Raw genomic sequence first — 17,474 nt, forward strand, 5'->3', positions numbered from 1 at the left:
TGGCGGGCGGGGCTAGGCTGACCCCGCCCCACCAATCCTCTACTTCAGCGTCGCGCTTTCCAGCTTCAGCTTGTCCGCCGGGATAACCTCGAGCTGCGGATAGTCCTTGCGCAGCGCGTCGACGAACTGCTTGGCGTCGCCCACCACGACGATGCTCGCCTGGTTGGGGTCGAGCAGCTGCGCCGCCGTCGATCGCACCGCCGCCGGATCGACGCCCGCGATCGCGGGGGTGTAGCGCTTCAGCTCGTCGAGCGGGACCGCGTCGATCACATAGCTGCTGACCAGCCCGGCGAGTCCCTCGACCGTCTCGGTCGAGCGGCCGAAGCCGCCGATCAGCACTTCCTTGCGCGTCTGGAGCTCGGCCGCGGGCACCGCCTCGGCGCCGAGGCGCGCCATCTCGGCGCGGATCAGCGCCACGACTTCGGGTGCCGACGGGTTCTTGGTCTGGGTGCGCGCCGAGACCGGGCCGGCCATCCGCCGCGCGGCGAGCGTCGAGCCGGCGCCATAGGAAAGCCCACGCTTGATGCGGATTTCCTGGTTCAGCCGTGACGAGAAGCCCACACCCAGCACCGCATTGGCGAGCGCGCCGGCATAATAGCGATCATCGGCGCGCCGGATACCGCGCCGCGCGACGACGACCCCGGCCTGGCCGGCGCCCGGCAGATCGACCACGACCACGCGTGGTGCCGGGATCGGTCCGCCCACCGCCTCGGGCTCGGGCGCCGGGCCGGGCGCGCGCCAGCCGCCGAACTGCTGCTCGGCAAGCGCGCGCGCGGCGGCGGGGGTGATGTCGCCGGCGATGATCAGCGTCGCCTGATCGGGGCGCCAGCGCGCGGCATAGGCCGTCCGCACCTGCGCGCGGTCGATCGCCTTGAGCGAGGCGGGCGTGCCGTTCGCGACCCCGCCATAGGCGCTGAGCCCGAACACCGCGCGGTTGGCGACATAGCCGGCGAGCTGCGCGGGATCCTTCAGCGACACCTGGATCGCGTCGATCGCCTGGGCGCGGGCGCGCTCGAGCTCTTCCGGCGCGAACACCGGATGCTGCGCGACATCGGCGAGGATCGGCAACGCCTTGGCGAGCTGATCCGATTTCACGGTGAGCGTTACGCTCGCGCCGTCCCAATCGGCGTCACTGTCGATCGCGCCGCCCAGCGCCTCGATCTCGCGCGCGATCTGGGTGGCGGAGCGGGTGGTGGTGCCCTTGGTGAGCAGCGTCGCGGTGAGATCGGCGAGGCCGTCGCGCCCCTCTGGATCGCCCGCCGCGCCGCCGGGCACTGTCAGCACCGCCGCCGCCAGCGGCAGTTCATGCTTTTCGACCACAATCAGCCGCAGGCCATTGGAAAGCCTAGACTCCACCGGCTGCGGCACTGCCGCGACCACGGGCGCGGCGGGCGGCGGCGGTTGCAGCCGCTGAGCCTCGGGCGCGGGCGTCACCACCGCGATATCGGCCGGCGGCGTGAGCGACGCGACCTCCACGCTCGCTGGCACGGCGATACTGTCACCCTTGGGGCTTTGCGCGGTCTTGGGCAGATAGCGGATCGTCGCCGCCTGGTTCTCGCCCAGATAGGCGCGGGCGACGCGCTGCACGTCGGCGGCGGTGACGGCGGCGATTTCGGCGAGCTGGCGATCGGCGGCACGCGGGTCGCCGTCGATCAGCACCGCCTGCGCGATGGCCGACGCCTTGCCGTCGGCGGTTTCGCGGCGCTTGATCGCCTCGGTCAGGATCTGGTTCTTGGCCTCGGCGAGTTCGGCCGCCGAAACGGGGGCGGTACGCAAGCGGGCGATCTCGCGCTTCAGGCTCGCCTCCGCCGCCGCCGCGCTCTTGCCGCCCGCGACGATCGCATAAGCGGCGAGGGTTCCCGTCGCCTGGCGGCTGCTGATGAACGTCCCCGCCTGCGCCGCGACCTGCTCGCGATAGACCAGCGCCTCGTACAGCCGCGAACTGTTCCCCGCCGACAGCACCGCATCGAGCACCGCGAGCGCGGCGCTGTCCTTATTGCGATCGGGGGGAATCTGATAGCTCACCGCGACGGCGGGCAACGGCACATTCTCTTCATAGACGGTACGCACCACCGGCTGGGTGCGCGGGGGCTCCTGCACGGTCACGCGCGGAATGGGCGTGCCGGGCTTCTTGATCGGCGCGAAATATTTGTCGACCCAGGCGTCGAGCTGCGCCGGATCGAAATTGCCCGCGACGACGAGCACGGCATTGTCAGGCCGGTAATAGGTCGCATGGAACGCGCGGACATCGTCGATCGAGGCGGCTTCCAGGTCTTCGAGGCTGCCGATGCCCGGGCGGGCATAGGGATGCACCGTATAGCTGATCTCGCTCAGATACAGGCCGAACAGCTTGCCATAGGGCTGGGCGAGCACGCGCTGGCGCAGCTCTTCCTTCACCACGTCACGCTCGGAGGCGAAGGTCGTCGGCTCGACCACCAGGCTCGCCATCCGGTCGGCCTCGGCGAAGAGCAGGCGTTCGAGATGGTTCGCCGGCACAGTCTCGAAATAATTGGTGTAGTCGTCGTCGGTCGAGGCATTGTTGTAGCCGCCGACATCCTCGGTCAGGCGGTCGAACTGTTCGGGCACCAGGTTGCGCGTCGCCTTGAACATCAAGTGTTCGAACATGTGCGCGAAGCCCGAACGCCCCTTGGGATCGTCCTTGCTGCCGACATTGTACCAGACATGCACCGCGACCGTCGCGACGGAAGGATCGCGCACCGCATAGACGCGCAGGCCGTTGGCGAGGGTGCGCTCGGTGAAGGCGAGCGGCTTCACCGGCGGCGTGGCGGGCTTGGCGGCGGCGGGGCGGGGGGCCGGCTGGCGCCGCGCGGCATGGGCGGGAAGCGCGACGGGGAGGGCGACGCCGAGCAGCAGGGCGGCACGAAGGATCATGAAACTCTCCGGCGGGGTTGAACGTCGGCGAAACTGGCCGCGTGTATTGCGGCTGTCAATCACTTGGCGGCGGTGCGATCGCCGCGCTCAGCCTCCGCCGCTTTTCTTGCCGCGCCCCGAATTGGCGTAAAGCAGCGCCGCCGCGATCGCCGCCGAGCCGACCCCCACGCCGATCGCGAGCGACAGTGTGCTCCAGCTCTTGGAGGGCTCGGCCGGTGCGGCGTCAGCGGCCCCTTCGGCGGCGCGCTTGGCGTGATGCGCGGCGGCCTCGATCTCGTTCATTCCCCGGGGGCGCGTCGGTCATGGCTGGTCCTCTCGATAATAATCGCGGCGAAAATCGCGCGCGAAGTCGCTCAAGCCCCCCTTGGCGATCGCGGCACGCAAGTCCGCCATCAGCGCTTGATAAAAGAACAGGTTATGCTCTGTCATCAACATTGCGCCCAATATCTCGCCGGCGCGCACCAGATGGTGGAGATAGGCGCGGCTCCACTGGGCGCAGACGGGGCAGGCGCACGCCGGGTCGAGCGGCCCTTGGTCCTCGGCGAAACGGGCATTTCGGATGTTGATCGGTCCACGCCGCGTGAACGCCTGGCCGGTGCGGCCCGATCGCGTGGGGAGCACGCAATCGAACATGTCGATCCCGCGCTCCACCGCGCCGACAATGTCGTCGGGCTTGCCGACTCCCATCAGATAGCGCGGGGCGTCCGCCGGCAATTGCCCAGGCGCGAAATCGAGGCAGCCGAACATCGCCGCCTGGCCTTCGCCCACCGCGAGCCCCCCGACCGCATAGCCATCGAAACCGATTTCGATGAGCGCGTCCGCCGACTCGCGCCGCATCGCCTCGTCGAGCGCACCCTGCTGGATGCCGAAGATCGCGGCGCGGCCGGCATGGTCTTCGTCGGAGTCGAACGCCGCGCGGCTGCGCCTGGCCCAGCGCATCGAGCGGCGCATCGCCTCATATTGCACCTCGCGCGCGGCGGTGGTGGGGACAAGCTCGTCGAAGCACATGTTGATGTCCGAGCCGAGCAGCCGCTGGATTTCCATCGAGCGCTCGGGTGACATCGCGTGGCGGGCGCCATCGAGATGGCTCTTGAAGGTGACGCCATCCTCGCTGCGGGTGGTGAGTTCGGCGAGACTCATCACCTGATAGCCACCGCTGTCGGTCAGGATCGGGCGCTCCCACCCCATGAAGCCATGCAGGCCGCCAAGCCGCGCGATCCGTTCGGCGGTCGGGCGCAGCATCAAATGATAGGTGTTGCCCAGGATGATGTCGGCGCCACCCGCGCGCACGTCCTGCGGCTTCATCGCCTTCACGGTGGCGGCGGTGCCGACCGGCATGAAAGCGGGCGTGCGGATTTCGCCGCGCTGCATTTGCAGCGCACCGGCGCGCGCGGCGCCGTCCCGGGCGTGGATGGTGAAGGCAAAACGCGTCATCTGCGGGGCGTTAGGCGCAATGGGCGGGGCTGGGCAAGGACGGGAAGCTTGATCGGCGCCCCGCTTTCGCCCATATGCCGCGCGGGAGTCGGGCGGACGGTGCCGTCGCCAACCTGGTCAGGTCCGGAAGGAAGCAGCCACAACGATTTTCGCCCCGGGTCGTTCCGGCTCCCACCTCCAAAGCGCCGCTGCCGCTTCGACAAGAGCGCCGCGCGTCGCTAGTAACACACACAAATGGCCGATTCCTTCCTCGATCTGGGCGAGCCGCCGCAACCGGCCAAGCCCGAAGCGTACCGCGTGCTCGCGCGCAAATACCGGCCGCAGAGCTTCGCCGCGCTCATCGGGCAGGATGCGATGGTGCAGACGCTCGGCAACGCGATCCGGCGCGGGCGGCTGGCGCATGCCTTCCTGCTCACCGGGGTGCGCGGGGTGGGCAAGACCTCGACCGCGCGGCTGATTGCCAAGGCGCTCAACTGCGTCGGTCCGGACGGGCAGGGCGGCCCCACGATCGATCCCTGCGGTGTGTGCGAGCCGTGCCGCGCGATCGCCGAGGGGCGCCATATCGACGTGATCGAGATGGACGCCGCCAGCCATACCGGGGTGGACGATGTCCGCGAAATCATCGAGGCGTCGCGCTACGCGGCGGTTTCGGCGCGGTTCAAGATCTACATCGTCGACGAAGTCCATATGCTCTCGAAAAGTGCGTTCAACGCGCTGCTCAAGACGCTCGAGGAACCGCCGGCGCACGTCAAATTCCTGTTTGCGACCACCGAGGTCAACAAGGTGCCGGTCACGGTGCTCTCGCGCTGCCAGCGGTTCGATCTGCGGCGCATTCCCGCCGAGAAGCTCGCCGCGCATTTCGCCGAGGTCTGCCGTCTGGAAGGCGTCGAGGCCGAGGATGAGGCACTCGCGCTGATCGCCCGCGCGGCGGAAGGGAGCGCGCGCGACGGGCTCTCGATCCTCGATCAGGCGATCGCTCATGCCGGGATAGAGGGCGGCGGCGTCGCGGCGGCGGCGGTGCGCGACATGCTGGGCCTGTCCGATCGTGGCGCGACGCGCGATCTGTTCGGCCTGCTGCTGGCGGGCGAAGCGCGCCAGAGCCTGGCGGCGCTGCGGCGGCAATATGATCTCGGCGTCGATCCGCTCGCCGTGCTGCGCGCGCTGCTTGAAACGAGCCATGCCGTCACCCTTGCCAAGCTCGGCACGCCAACCGACGCCGCGCAATCTGCCGAGGAAAGCGCGGCGCTGGCCAGTTGGGCGGCGCGGCTGAGCTTTCCCGCGCTCCACCGGCTGTGGCAGCTGCTGCTGAAGGGGCATGAGGAAGTAGGCCGCGCGGCGCTGCCGATCGAGGCGGCGGAAATGGCGCTGCTGCGCGTGATCCATGCCTCGGCGCTCCCCGATCCGGGCGAACTGGTGAAGCAGTTGAGCGGGCAAGGGGCTCCTGTCGCCCCGAGCCCCGCCGCGCCCGCGCCGCCTGCCCCCGCGCCGGCGGCGCCGCATGCCGGTCTGCCGGCAAGCTTCGAGGAGATGATCGCGCTGCTCGACGCACGCGGCAAGATGACGCTCGCGGGCACGCTGCGCGTCGTCGCGCGTTTGGTGCATTACGCGCCAGGCGAGTTGGTGCTGAGCGCGGCCAAGCCGCTCCCCGCCACGCTCACCCGCGATCTGGCCGAGACGCTGCGGGCGATCACCGGCGCGGCCTGGACGGTCGAGGCCCGTGACGAGCCCGGCGCGCCGACGCTGCAAGAAGCCGAGGCCGCGCGGGTCGCGGCCGAACGGGCGTGGGTGACGGAGCAACCGGTGGTCGCCGCTACGCTCGCCGCTTTCCCGCAGGCCGAGCTGGCGGGGTGGGAAATCAACAGGAGCTAGATGATGAAGGGTATCGAGGAAGCGCTGGAAATGGCGCAGCGCGTCCAGGCCGAGTTGCAGCGCGCCCAGGCCAATCTCGACACGATCGAGGTGGAAGGCGCGGCGGGTGGCGGGCTGGTGAAGGTCCGCGCCACCGCCAAGGGGCGGATCACCGGAGTCGAGATCGACCCCTCGCTGCTTCAGCCGAGCGAGAAGCAGATGGTGGAGGATCTGGTGGCGGCCGCGATCAATGATGCTCGCACCAAGGCCGATGCTGCCTCCAACGAGGAAATGGCAAAGATGACGAGCGGCCTGCCGCTGCCGCCGGGATTTAAGTTGCCCTTCTAAGGCCTTCGCGGGGAGGGGGCTTCGAAGATCGTGAGACCCGGTGCTTCGGCGAGCGCCGACCAGCCGCGACTGACAACGAGCGGCCCGTGCTGCGGATCCACATAAGCAAGCAGCACGCGCCGGCTTGCCTGAACCGTTTTGGCCTGTTCGAGGCGAAGCAGGCAATCGCTCAGAATTTCCGGCCCGAAGCTATTGTATAAATAGCAGAAAAGATCACCCCCGGGTGGCAGGAACTCGGCCGCGTTACCCTGCCAAAAAATGGGCGCCCGATCGGCACCGCCGCGCGCGAGGAAGGCCTTTGCGTTGCGTTCGGCGATCGCGATCAGCCTAGGCGAATATTCGACTCCGATCGCCGCTGCGAAGCGCGCGGCCGCCAACATCACCATGCGCCCCTTGCCGCAGCCATAGTCGATGAAGGTGAAGCGCTCGGGTGCGATGCCGGCGGCGGCGATGACCACCTCCACCATATGCGCGCCGCTTGCCTGATAATGGTGGCTAAGGCGTTGGAGCTCGAGCGGAAAATCGAGTCCGCTCATCGTCACCTGCGCGCTCGTGTCAGTCCCCCAACGCGCGTCGAAAGCGCGGTCCGCGCGGGCGGCGGCGCGGGCGGCGGGGCTCAGCCGCTTGGCGTGGCGTACAAGCGTCTTGCCCCCGAGCCGAAGGATGTCCGTCAACGACCGTCCGGCGAGAGCACGACCGATCCGGGCGAGAGAGGCGGACATCATCAATCCTTGCGATTTGCCAATCTTCGCTGGATAGCAGCGCTTGGTTACCGAAGGGTTGCGGTCGACATCAGCCCTCGGTCGCTTTCACCTTCGCCCATAGGGCATCCTTGGCCGCCAGATCGAGCGTAGCGAAACGGTCGGTCGCCTCGATCGCGCGGAACCGGCGTTCGAACTTGGCGTTAGCGCCGCGCAGCGCCGCTTCGGGGTCGATGCCCAGCTTGCGCACCCAGTTGACGACCGCGAACAGCAGGTCACCAATTTCCTCCTCGCGTGCCGCCGCGTCTGGGGCGGTCGCGACCTCGGCGAGTTCCTCGTCGATCTTGGCGCGCGCGCCCTCGGCATCGGGCCAATCGAAGCCAGTGCGCGCAGCGCGCTTCTGCAGTTTCTCGGCGCGCATCAAGGCGGGCAGGCCCAGGGCGACGCCGTCCAGCGCACTTGCCGCGCCCTTGGCATCGCGTTCGGCGGCCTTGATCGCCTCCCATTGCTCCGGGCCGCCGCTGCCGTCGCCGAAGATATGCGGGTGGCGGCGCTCCATCTTGTCGCTGATCGACGCGATAACATCAGCCAGCGCGAAATGGCCGGCTTCCTCGGCCATGCGGGCGTGGAACACCACCTGAAGCAGCAGATCGCCAAGCTCGTCCTTCAGATCGGCCATGTCGCCACGGGCGATGGCGTCGGCGACTTCATGGGCTTCCTCGATCGTGTAAGGCGCGATCGAGGCAAAATCCTGCTCGAGATCCCAAGGGCAGCCGGAGACGGGGTCGCGCAGCCGCGCCATGATGGTTACCAGCCGATCAACCATGCCACTCCTCAAGTACGATAATCAACATTATGTATAATTATTTCCGCTAGCGCCGATGGGAACCAGGACCATCAGATCGCCCTCGACGCGCCAGCTTTTGAGCTGCGACAGGAAGTTCATCCCCAGCACGCCGCCCTTGAAGCTCGGCGCGACCAGCACGCGCAGGCGCTCGGCCTCGATCGGGCCGAGCCGTAGCCGTTCGGCATGGCCGATCAGCGCCGTCACCTCGCCGCCGGCGGTGTCGACCACTTCGCTGCGCGTCGGATCGGTGGCGATACCGGCAGCCTTCGCCAGGTCCGGATCGATCGCGGTCTCGGTCGCGCCGCTGTCGATCATCAGCCGGCGTTCGACGCCGTTGAGCTGCACATCGGCGTAGAAATGCCCGTCGCTCGATCGCGGAATCGAGACCGCGCCGCCACGGACCGCGACGCGCTTCAGGCCCGCCGAAACCAGCCATTCGTCCACCGTCGCCCGGTTGCGGGTGTAGCCAGTCGCGATCACCAGCCCGACCGCGAAGATACCCACCCAGGCGAGCGCCATGCGTGCCATCTGGCCCCTCGGTACCTGGCGCGCGACCAGGGCCGATACCGGCAGGATCAGCACGAGCAGATAGAAAAGTGCGTCGGCGCCTTGGTTCATAGCGTGAACTCGAGGCCATCATAACCCGGCTCGACGCCTTGGGGTAGCTCGGCGACGAGGCTCGCATAGTCCATCGACTGATCCAGGTGCACCAATGCCGCGTGTTTCGGCTGGAGCTGGTCGATCCAGCCGAGCACCTGCGCCAGATGCGGATGCGAAGGGTGCGGGCGGCGGCGCAGCGCGTCCACGACCCAAAGATCGAGACCCTCGTAAAGCGCGGCCATTGCGGGCGTCAGTTCATGAAAATCAGTGGCATAGGCGGCGCTTTTGCCATCATGCTCGAAGCGCAGGCCCGCCGAGAAGATGCCGCCATGCGGTTGATCGGCAACCCGGATCATCAGATCGCCGACCGTCAAGGAATCGGGCAAGGGCTCGATCGTGGCGCTGGCGGGATAACCGTGCTGCCCATGGAAGACATAGCCAAAACGCGCGTTGAGCGTGGCGACCGTCGCCGGACGGGCGAGACCGCGGATCGGCGTGCCGCGCGCGTGAAAGAGTTGGCGCAGATCGTCGATCCCGTGGCAGTGATCGGCATGGTCGTGCGTCCAGATCACCACATCGACCCGGTCGACGCCCGCCGCGAGCAGCTGTTCGCGCATATCCGGCCCGGTATCGACCAGCACGCGGATCTCCGGCGTTTCGACCAGGATCGACACCCGCGTCCGCCGGTTGCGCGGCTCGTTCGGGTCGCACGCCCCCCAATCATTGCCGATCCGCGGCACCCCCGACGACGTGCCCGAACCGAGGATGCGCAGCTTCACGCGCGCGCCTTGCCGAACAGGCGGAAGAAATTGGCGCTTGTGGCCTTGGCAAGCGCCTCCACGCTCATCCCGCGCAGATTGGCGAGAAACCGCGCGGTATCGGCGACAAAGGCGGGCTCGGCGGTCTTCCCCCGGTGCGGCACCGGCGCAAGGAAGGGCGCATCGGTTTCGATCAGCATCCGCTCGATCGGCAGCCGCGCGGCGACTTCCTGCAAGTCGCGCGCGTTTTTGAACGTCACGATGCCCGAGATCGAAATGTAACAACCCAGCGCCAGCGCCGCATCGGCGAAGGCCCCGCTCGCGGTGAAGCAGTGGATCAGGCAGGGGAACGCCCCCTTCCCCATCTCCTCGCCCAGGATAGCGAGCGTGTCGTCCTCGGCGTCGCGCGTGTGGACGATCAGCGGCAGGCCCGTCACGCGCGCGGCAGCGATATGCGCGCGGAAATTGCGCGCCTGCGCGGTGCGGTCGCTATGATCATAATAATAATCGAGCCCGCTCTCGCCGATCCCGATCACGCGGGGATGCGCGGCACGCGCGATCAGCGTTTCGGCGGTAACGTGCGGGTGGGCATCGGCTTCGTGCGGGTGAATGCCGATGCTTGCCCAAATGTCGTCATGCACTTTGGCGATCGCGACCACTTCGTCCCATTCGCGCTCGCGGGTCGAGATGGTGAGCATCGTCGCCACGCCCGTATCGCGCGCGCGGGCGATGACGTCATGCTGCTGCTCGACCAGCCCCTTGTAATTGAGGTGGCAGTGCGAATCGACGAACATCACGCGGCCGGCGGATCGAGGCGGGGGAACAGCGCGACGGGCTGGCTCAGCCGGAAACCGCTCTCGGCGAGCGGCGAGTACCAGTGGCCGCCGATCGCCTCGATCGTGCGCAATTCGGGCGCGATGCCCATCGCGTCGAGCAGCTTCGCGGCGCTCGCCGGGATCACCGGGCTGATGGAAACCGCGAGCTGGGCGATACAGATGTAAAGCGTCGCCAGCACCGTCTCCATCCGCTGCGGATCGGTCTTGCGCAAAGCCCAGGGTGCCCGCTCGTCGATATAGGCGTTGCAGGCGAACACCGCCTGGATCCACGCCTCGGTCGCCTGCGATAAAGCGAGTTCCTGGAAGGCATTGGGGATGGTGCCGCGCACCGCGCGGTCGATCGTCTCGAACAGCGCGGCATCGGCGGGGCTGTGGCCGTGGATCGCGGGCAGATAGCCGTCGCAATTCTTGAAGATCTGGCTCAGCGTGCGCTGCGCCAGATTGCCGAAGCTGTTCGCCAGATCGGCATTGGCGCGCGCGACGATCGCTTCCTCGCTCCACGTGCCGTCCTGGCCGAAGCTGATGTCTCGCAGCAGGAAATAGCGAAGCGCATCCACCCCAAAAGCCTCCGCCAGCGCGAGCGGATCGGCGACATTGCCCGCCGATTTAGACATTTTGGCGCCGTCGCGCGCGAGCACGAAGCCGTGGCCGAACACGCGGCTAGGCAGCGGCAGCTTGGCCGACATCAGAAAGGCCGGCCAATAGACGGTGTGGAAGCGGACAATGTCCTTGCCGATCAGATGCAGATCGGCGGGCCAGAAGCGCTTCAGCTCGTTATCCCAGCCCGGATAGCCTGTGCCGGTGAGATAGTTGGTGAGCGCGTCGACCCACACATACATCACGTGCCCGGGTGACCCCGGCACCGGCACGCCCCAATCGAAGCTGGTGCGCGAGACCGACAAGTCGCTCAGGCCGCCTTCGACGAAGCGCAGCACTTCGTTGCGGCGGCTTTCGGGCTGGATGAATTCGGGATGCGCGGCGTAATGGTCGAGCAGCGGCTGCTGATATTTGCTCAGGCGGAAGAACCAGCTTTCCTCGGCGGTCCATTCGACCGGCGTCCCCTGGGGGGAGAGCTTGCCCCCCTCCCCGTCGACCAGTTCCTTCTCGTCATAAAACGCCTCGTCGCGGACCGAATACCAGCCTTCATAGCGCGCGAGATACAGGTCGCCTGCATCCGCCATCGCCCGCCAGATCGCCTGGCTGGCCGCGTAATGATCGGCATCGGTGGTCCGGATGAAGCGATCACAACTGATGTTAAGTTGGTCCCGCATTTCCTGAAAATAGCCCGACATTTCATCGGCGAGCGCGCGGACCGGCACGCCCCGGTCACGCGCGGTCTGCACCATTTTCAAGCCGTGCTCGTCGGTGCCCGTCTGAAAGCGGACGTCGCGCCCCATCAGCCGCTGGAAGCGCGCGATCGCGTCGGCGGCGATCGCTTCATAGGCATGGCCGATATGCGGCCGGCCGTTGGGATAGTTGATCGCGGTGGTGATGTAGAAAGGCTCGGCCATGCCGTGCCCCTAATCCATCGCGCGCGCCTGGTGAAGCCCGAGCCGCGCGACGAGGCCGGCGAGCTCGAACACCGTCGCCTGAGCATCAAGCGATTGCGCGCGGGCGGTGGCGGCGAGCGCCTGCGCCATGTCGTACGCATCGAGCGCCGATTGCAGCGCGGCGCCCCGGCGCTCGACGGCAAAGCCGGCGATGAAGCTCGGCGCGCGATCCAGAAACGCCTCGTAACGCGACTGTTGCGCCTTCACGCCCAACGATTTGGCGAGCGCGGCGCGGCGGGCGTTGCTCGGATCGCCGTCGCGGGCGATGGCCGATAGCGCGCTGTCGATCGCCGCGAGATCGAGCCCCGCATAGCGCAGCGCCCGCCCCGGCGAGCCTGCCCCCACCCGCACCAGCGCCTCAAGCTCCGCCGAGCTTGCCTCGGGCAACTGGCCGCGGAGCACGTCGCGCACCTCCGCGTCGGCCAGCGGATCGAAGCGCAGCCGGCGGCAGCGCGAGCGGATCGTGGGTAGCAGTTTGCCAGGCGCATGGCTGACCAGCAGGAAGAGAGTGCCGGCGGGCGGCTCCTCCAGATTTTTGAGCAAAGCGTTGGAGGCGCCGGGGCGCTCGAGTTCGTCGACCGCGTCGATCACGATCACGCGCCTGGACGAGAGCGCGGGCTTGGTCGCGAACAAGGGCTGGAGCTGGCGCACCTGGGCGATGGAGATCGAGCGCGCCAGCTCGCCCTCGGGCTTGTCGCTGTCCTTGGGCAGGCGGACGAGTTCGCGATAATCGGGATGCGCGCCGGCGGCGATCAGTGCGGTGGTGCGGTCGCCCTCGGGCAGGTCGAGCCCCGGCGGCAGGTTCGGCGCGCCCAGCGCCTCGGCGAGCAGGCGGTGCGCGGCAAGCCGGGCGAAGGCCCCCTTCCCCACGCCCTCTGGCCCGGTGAGCAGCCAGGCATGGTGCAAGGCGCCCGAATCCATCGCCGCGCGGAAGGCGTGCCGGGCGGCTTCGTTGCCGATCAGAGCCACGGCGTCAGTTCAGCGAGCAACGCGGCGGTGATCGCGTCCGGCCTTTGCGCCGCGTCGATCAGCCGCACCCGATCGGGCTCGGCGGCGGCGATGCGGTGAAAGCTCTCCCGGACACTCGCGTGGAAGGGATCACCACGCGCGGCGAAGCGATCGGCGGCAGCGCCGTCACGCGCCTCGGCACGCGCCCGCCCGGCGGCCACCGGCAGATCGAGCACGAAGGTGCGGTCGGGCAACCGCCCTTCCGCGCCAAAGCGGTGCAGCGCGAGGATCGCGGCATCCTCGATGCCGCCCGCGCCCTGATAGGCACGGGTGCTGTCAATGAAACGGTCGCAGATCACCCATTCGCCCGCCGCGAGCGCCGGGAGAATGGTCTTCTCCAGATGATCGGCGCGGGCGGCGGCGAACAGCAATGCTTCCGCGCGGGGGCTCCAGCGCCCCGCCTCGCCTTGCAGCAGCAGCGCCCGGATCGCCTCGGCGCCGGCGCTGCCGCCGGGCTCGCGCGTTACCAGCACGGGCAGCCCCCGTGCGCGCAACGCCTCGGCGAGCGCGCGGGCCTGAGTGGACTTGCCCGCCCCCTCGCCGCCTTCGAGCGTGATGAAGCGCGCGCCTGTCACCAACCGAAGAGCGACCCGAGCCCCGCCCAGGCGCGCCCGAAGAAGCCGGCCGCGCCGACATCCTTCGCCGCCACCAGCGGCAGCTTCTGCGCGGGCAGGCCCGGCGCCGTCACCACCAGATCGGCGATATGCTGCCCGGCTTTGATCGGCGCCTTGACCGGCCCCTGATAGGCGATCTTGGTCGTCAACTCGGGCGTCGGCCCACCGGGCAAGGTCAGGTTGAGATCATTCGGCGCGACCAGCCCCACCTTGCTCGCGCTTCCGAGCTGGACCTCGGCCTCCCCCACCTGGCGGCCCTTGCTGACCAGTTTCTTGGCCTTCCAAGCGCGGAAGCCCCATTCCATGAAGCGCACCGATTCCTCGATCCGCTGGTTGAAGCTGGTGAGCCCCGCGATCACCATCACCAGGCGCCGGCCATTCTGCTCGGCCGAGCCGGTAAAGCCATAGCCGGCTTCCTCGGTGTGCCCGGTCTTCAGCCCATCGGCCCCCGCGACGCGCCCCAGCAGCGGATCGCGATTGGCCTGGGTGATCGGGCTGCCGCTGCCCAATGTCTTGCCCCAGGTGAAATCGGGCCGCGAATAGAAGCGCTTATAGAATTGCGGATAGTCGCGAATGGTCGCGCTGGCGAGCTTGGCGAGGTCACGCGCGGTCACATAGGTGACCCCGCCATCGGGCCAGCCGTTCGAGGTGCCGAAATGGCTGTTGGTGAGGCCGAGCTTCTTCGCCGCCACGTTCATCTGCGCGACGAACGCCTCCTCGGTGCCCGAAGCCCCTTCGGCGAGCACCACACAGGCATCGTTGCCCGAAAGAGTGATGATCCCGTAGAGCAGATTGGCGACGCTCACCTGCTCGTTCGGCGAGAGGAACATCGTCGATCCCGCCTGCGGGCCGTGCCATTTCTGCCAGGTTTCGGGCCGCACCGTGATCAGCTGATCGAGCTTCAGATCGCCATGCTTGATCATCTCGAAGGCGACATAGACGGTCATCATCTTCGCCATCGAGGCGGGAGGCATCCGCCGGTCGGCGTCCTTGGCGAACAGCACCGCGCCGCTCGACAGATCCTCCATGTAAGCGACCGGCGCCGGGGTGCTGAACGGCGGCGCCGCGGCGGAAAGGGGTGCTGCGGCAAGCGCGGCGAGCGACAGGGTGGCGGCGAACTTCTTGAACATAACGGGTCTCACAGGCTTACTCTTGAACCAAACGGGCATCGCCATAGCCGGCGGCGGCGGCGCGCGCGCGGGCGGCATCGGCGGCGGCGCGGGAAGCGAACGGCCCCAGCCGCACGCGGAACACCGGCCCCACCGCCTGCACTCCACCTCCCAGCCGCTCGGCGAGCGCCTGCGCGCGCGCCTTGCTGGAGAGCGCGGCCACTTGCACGAACAGGCCCTGCCCGGCCGGCGCGGGTGCTGGTGCCGCTTGAGCGACGGGCCGGCGCGGCGACACCGGAACGGGCTTCGCGCTCGCCGGGATTACCGGGCGCGGGGCGGTCGGCAATTGCTTGCGCAAGGCGGCAAGCAAAGCAGCGGGAGCGTCGAGCCGGGGCGAGGCGGGCTTGCCCGCGCGGAGCGCCGCCTGGTCGGCCGGGGGCGGATCGACCCGCCGCACCCGCACAGGCGCGAGCGGGTTGCTATCGACGCCGAGCAGCTTGGCCGCCCCGCGCGACAGATCGATCAACCGCCCTGGCGCGCCGGGGCCGCGATCGGTGACGAGCACCAGGATCGTCTTGCCGGTATCGAGCGCGGTCACCTCGGCGAAGCTGCCGAGCGGCAGGCTGGCATGCGCGGCGACCACCGCCTGCGGATCGAAGCGCTGGCCGTTCGCCATCAACTGGCCGCTTTCCTCGCCATACCAGCTGGCATAGCCGACCGCGTCATAGCGATCCTTGCCGAATTCCTGGCTCGTGCCGCGCGGCCCCGCGCCCGCTGGCGGCTCTTGCGTCATCGCTGCGGCGCTCAACAGCGCCAGCATCACACCCCCCAAAGCCCGCATCACCGCTCCACCGCGTCCGCCAATAGCCCCACCGACAGCGCATAGAAGTTGGAACAGTTATAGTCGAGGATCACGCGGTAATTGCCGGTGGTGAGATAGCCGGTCTTGCCCGGCCCATCGGGTTCGATCAGCGTCGCGAGCACCTCGTCGCCCGGCCAGGGGCGATCGAGCGGCACCAGCCCGAGCGCGCGCCACTCCCGCATGGTCAGCCAGCGGCTGTGGCGCTCGAACACCTTCGGGCAGCGCGGGGCGACGGTGCGGCCCGCGAGACCCGCCCGATCCAGCCCCGCCGGCACGCTCACCGCGAAGCCCCAGGGTATGCCGCGCCGCCAGCCGGCATCGGCGAAATAATTGGCGATCGACGCGAGCGTATCGGCCTCGCTCGTCCAGATGTCCGCCCGGCCATCGCCATCGGCGTCGCGCGCGAGGCGGAGATAGACGCTCGGCAGGAATTGCGGGTTGCCCGTCGCCCCCGCCCAGCTGCCCTTCAGCCGCTCGCGCGGCACGCCGCGGTCGATCATCTTGAGCGCGGCGATGAACTCGTCGGTGAACAGCGCGCGGCGGCGCCCGTCATAAGCAAGGCTCGCGAGCGCGCTCGGCAGATCGAACTTGCCGGTGACCGCGCCATAGCTGCTCTCATGTCCCCAGATCGCGACCATGATGCTTTCGGGCACCCCGGTCTCGCGCTCGATCGCGGTGAGGCGCGCGCGCGTCGCCTGATAGATCGCGCGCCCGCGCTCGATCCGGGGGGTGTCGACATGGCTGCGGCGATAGGGCTCGAAACTGGGTGGCGGCGCGTTGACCGGGCCGCCTGGCTGGGCGCGATCGAGCTCGATCACGCGGCGGTTGAGCGTGACGCCGGCGAACCCCGCCTCGATCGCCTGGGCGCTCACCCCGCGCGCCGCCGCCTGGGCGCGCAGGCTGGCGAGAAAGGCCTCAAAGCCCGCGTCCCCGCTCTCCTCGGCCGCCCCGCCGAGCGCGCCCCAGGCGGTGATGGCGAACAAGATGGTGGTGATACGCCCCATGGCCCAAGGCTTTGCCACAGCCCCGCGCGGGGCTGAAGCCGGAAAAGCCCGCCCCTTGCGCGAAATGCGATAAGCGCCTTAAGCGGAGCTTCAAGGACAGGTGGCCGAGTGGTTTAAGGCAGCGGTCTTGAAAACCGCCGTGGGTGCAAGCCCACCGTGGGTTCGAATCCCACCCTGTCCGCCATCGTCACGCCAGCACCGACTCCCCGGCGATCGTCACGCGCTCCATTCGACGCTTCGCGGGCCAGTAATCGGCGACCGGGTAGTGCTGGGTACAGCGATTATCCCAGATGGCGACGGCATTGGGCGTCCAGCGAAACCGAATCTGATATTCGGGCACCTTGAACTGATCGAGCAAGTGGCGGAGCAACTCGGTGCTCTCGGCATCGTCAAGGCCGTCGATCCGGCTCGTGAAGCTCGCATTCACGAACAGCACGTGTTCGCCGGTTTCGGGATGGCCGCGCGCGATCGGGTGGTGCTGGGGCGGAAATTCGGCGGCCATCGCCGCGCGGCGTTCGGGCGCGATGCGATCGCCGAAATCGTGGAGAAGATCGTGGGTCGCGGTACGTCCCGCGATCCGCGCCTTGACCGCGTCGGACAACCCTTCATAGGCGGCCGCGGCGTCCACCCACAGCGTATCGCCCCCAATCGGCGGCAACTCGCGTGCCCGCAGCACCGCGCCGAAACTGGGGCGTGCGCGAAAGGTGACGTCGCTATGCCATTTATCCAGCGCACGAAAAGCGCGGTCGCTCGCCGCGTCGCTCACCCGCCCCTCGCTGCCGCGAATGTCGAGGATTTCGGGATAGCCGGGCACATGCGCGATCACCGGATGCCCTTCGAGCGGGCCAAAAACGCGGCCCAGCGCGAGATGCTGCTCGTGGCTCAAGTCCAAATCGCGCAGGAACAGCACCTTGTAGCGGGTAAGCAGCGCGCGCAGCTCGGCGGCGACCTCCGGGTCGACGGCATCGCCTATCTCGACCCCGCCAAGCTCCGCGCCCAGCACCGGGCCGCACGGTTCGATCCGCCAATCGAGCTTGGTTCTCGCCTGCGTCGCCATGCCGCC

17 protein-coding genes, 1 tRNA gene and 1 other RNA gene are annotated in these 17,474 nt (G+C 68.5%); 4 read left to right on the top strand and 15 right to left on the bottom strand.

Going from position 1 to position 17,474, the window contains the following annotated elements; all coding sequences use genetic code 11:
- Positions 1-39 precede the first annotated feature (39 nt).
- The 3 genes from K2X73_RS08785 to tgt all read right to left on the bottom strand — a co-directional run bounded on the left by K2X73_RS08785 (position 40) and on the right by tgt (position 4,326).
- Entirely contained in the window at positions 40-2,892 is a 2,853-nt protein-coding gene (locus K2X73_RS08785; RefSeq protein WP_294110044.1) for a pitrilysin family protein, read from the bottom strand.
- A gap of 87 nt (positions 2,893-2,979) precedes the next feature.
- On the bottom strand, positions 2,980-3,174 hold the full coding sequence (locus tag K2X73_RS08790; RefSeq protein WP_294110045.1) for a hypothetical protein: 195 nt from the start codon (positions 3,172-3,174) through the stop codon (positions 2,980-2,982).
- Positions 3,175-3,192: 18 nt separating this feature from the next.
- Positions 3,193-4,326 (bottom strand): tRNA guanosine(34) transglycosylase Tgt, encoded by a 1,134-nt coding sequence (gene tgt / locus K2X73_RS08795; protein WP_294110046.1) that lies wholly within the window; start codon positions 4,324-4,326, stop codon positions 3,193-3,195.
- 80 nt (positions 4,327-4,406) lie between these two features.
- Between tgt and ffs the strand changes: the two genes are divergently transcribed.
- From ffs to K2X73_RS08810, 3 genes are all read left to right on the top strand, one after another.
- Positions 4,407-4,505, top strand: an RNA gene (gene ffs, locus K2X73_RS08800) — signal recognition particle sRNA small type.
- Positions 4,506-4,560: 55 nt separating this feature from the next.
- Complete coding sequence (locus tag K2X73_RS08805; RefSeq protein WP_294110047.1) at positions 4,561-6,195, top strand: DNA polymerase III subunit gamma/tau; 1,635 nt, start codon at positions 4,561-4,563, stop codon at positions 6,193-6,195.
- Positions 6,196-6,198: 3 nt separating this feature from the next.
- Positions 6,199-6,522 carry a YbaB/EbfC family nucleoid-associated protein gene (locus tag K2X73_RS08810; protein ID WP_294110048.1) on the top strand — a complete coding sequence of 108 codons (324 nt, stop codon included), beginning with the start codon at positions 6,199-6,201 and terminating at the stop codon, positions 6,520-6,522.
- Here K2X73_RS08810 and K2X73_RS08815 read toward each other — a convergent pair.
- The 11 genes from K2X73_RS08815 to K2X73_RS08865 form a co-directional block, all read right to left on the bottom strand.
- The gene (locus tag K2X73_RS08815) at positions 6,519-6,986 is read right to left on the bottom strand and encodes a methyltransferase domain-containing protein (protein WP_294110049.1); all 468 of its coding nucleotides are present in this window, start codon (positions 6,984-6,986) and stop codon (positions 6,519-6,521) included. The two genes, K2X73_RS08810 and K2X73_RS08815, sit on opposite strands and share 4 nt — an antisense overlap.
- A gap of 328 nt (positions 6,987-7,314) precedes the next feature.
- On the bottom strand, positions 7,315-8,049 hold the full coding sequence (gene mazG / locus K2X73_RS08820; RefSeq protein WP_294110050.1) for a nucleoside triphosphate pyrophosphohydrolase: 735 nt from the start codon (positions 8,047-8,049) through the stop codon (positions 7,315-7,317).
- Between the two features lie 27 nt (positions 8,050-8,076).
- A complete protein-coding gene (locus K2X73_RS08825; protein WP_294110051.1) occupies positions 8,077-8,688 on the bottom strand; it encodes a TIGR02281 family clan AA aspartic protease in 612 nt (203 codons plus the stop codon).
- Positions 8,685-9,449, bottom strand: coding sequence for an MBL fold metallo-hydrolase (locus tag K2X73_RS08830; RefSeq protein ID WP_294110052.1), 765 nt, complete (start codon positions 9,447-9,449; stop codon positions 8,685-8,687). The genes K2X73_RS08825 and K2X73_RS08830 overlap by 4 nt, the downstream gene beginning before the upstream one ends.
- Positions 9,446-10,222, bottom strand: a complete 777-nt coding sequence (locus K2X73_RS08835) for a TatD family hydrolase (protein ID WP_294110053.1) — start codon at positions 10,220-10,222, stop codon at positions 9,446-9,448. Before K2X73_RS08835 ends, K2X73_RS08830 begins: the two co-directional genes overlap by 4 nt.
- The gene (gene metG / locus K2X73_RS08840) at positions 10,222-11,775 is read right to left on the bottom strand and encodes a methionine--tRNA ligase (protein ID WP_294110054.1); all 1,554 of its coding nucleotides are present in this window, start codon (positions 11,773-11,775) and stop codon (positions 10,222-10,224) included. The genes K2X73_RS08835 and metG overlap by 1 nt, the downstream gene beginning before the upstream one ends.
- Before the next feature lie 9 nt (positions 11,776-11,784).
- Positions 11,785-12,783, bottom strand: coding sequence for an AAA family ATPase (locus K2X73_RS08845; protein WP_294110055.1), 999 nt, complete (start codon positions 12,781-12,783; stop codon positions 11,785-11,787).
- Positions 12,774-13,400, bottom strand: a complete 627-nt coding sequence (gene tmk / locus K2X73_RS08850; RefSeq protein WP_294110056.1) for a dTMP kinase — start codon at positions 13,398-13,400, stop codon at positions 12,774-12,776. Before tmk ends, K2X73_RS08845 begins: the two co-directional genes overlap by 10 nt.
- Positions 13,394-14,566 (bottom strand): D-alanyl-D-alanine carboxypeptidase family protein, encoded by a 1,173-nt coding sequence (locus K2X73_RS08855; RefSeq protein WP_294110057.1) that lies wholly within the window; start codon positions 14,564-14,566, stop codon positions 13,394-13,396. Before K2X73_RS08855 ends, tmk begins: the two co-directional genes overlap by 7 nt.
- A gap of 16 nt (positions 14,567-14,582) precedes the next feature.
- On the bottom strand, positions 14,583-15,386 hold the full coding sequence (locus K2X73_RS08860; protein ID WP_294110058.1) for an RlpA-like double-psi beta-barrel domain-containing protein: 804 nt from the start codon (positions 15,384-15,386) through the stop codon (positions 14,583-14,585).
- Entirely contained in the window at positions 15,386-16,411 is a 1,026-nt protein-coding gene (locus tag K2X73_RS08865; protein ID WP_294110059.1) for a lytic murein transglycosylase, read from the bottom strand. The genes K2X73_RS08860 and K2X73_RS08865 overlap by 1 nt, the downstream gene beginning before the upstream one ends.
- Before the next feature lie 94 nt (positions 16,412-16,505).
- Between K2X73_RS08865 and K2X73_RS08870 the strand changes: the two genes are divergently transcribed.
- Positions 16,506-16,595, top strand: a tRNA-Ser gene (locus K2X73_RS08870).
- 3 nt (positions 16,596-16,598) lie between these two features.
- Here K2X73_RS08870 and K2X73_RS08875 read toward each other — a convergent pair.
- Positions 16,599-17,468: a TauD/TfdA family dioxygenase gene (locus K2X73_RS08875; protein WP_294110060.1), complete on the bottom strand. Its 870-nt coding sequence runs from the start codon at positions 17,466-17,468 to the stop codon at positions 16,599-16,601.
- Between the last annotated feature and the right edge of the window lie 6 nt (positions 17,469-17,474).

This window comes from Sphingomonas sp. (assembly GCF_019746665.1).
In the GTDB taxonomy this organism is placed as follows: domain Bacteria; phylum Pseudomonadota; class Alphaproteobacteria; order Sphingomonadales; family Sphingomonadaceae; genus Sphingomonas.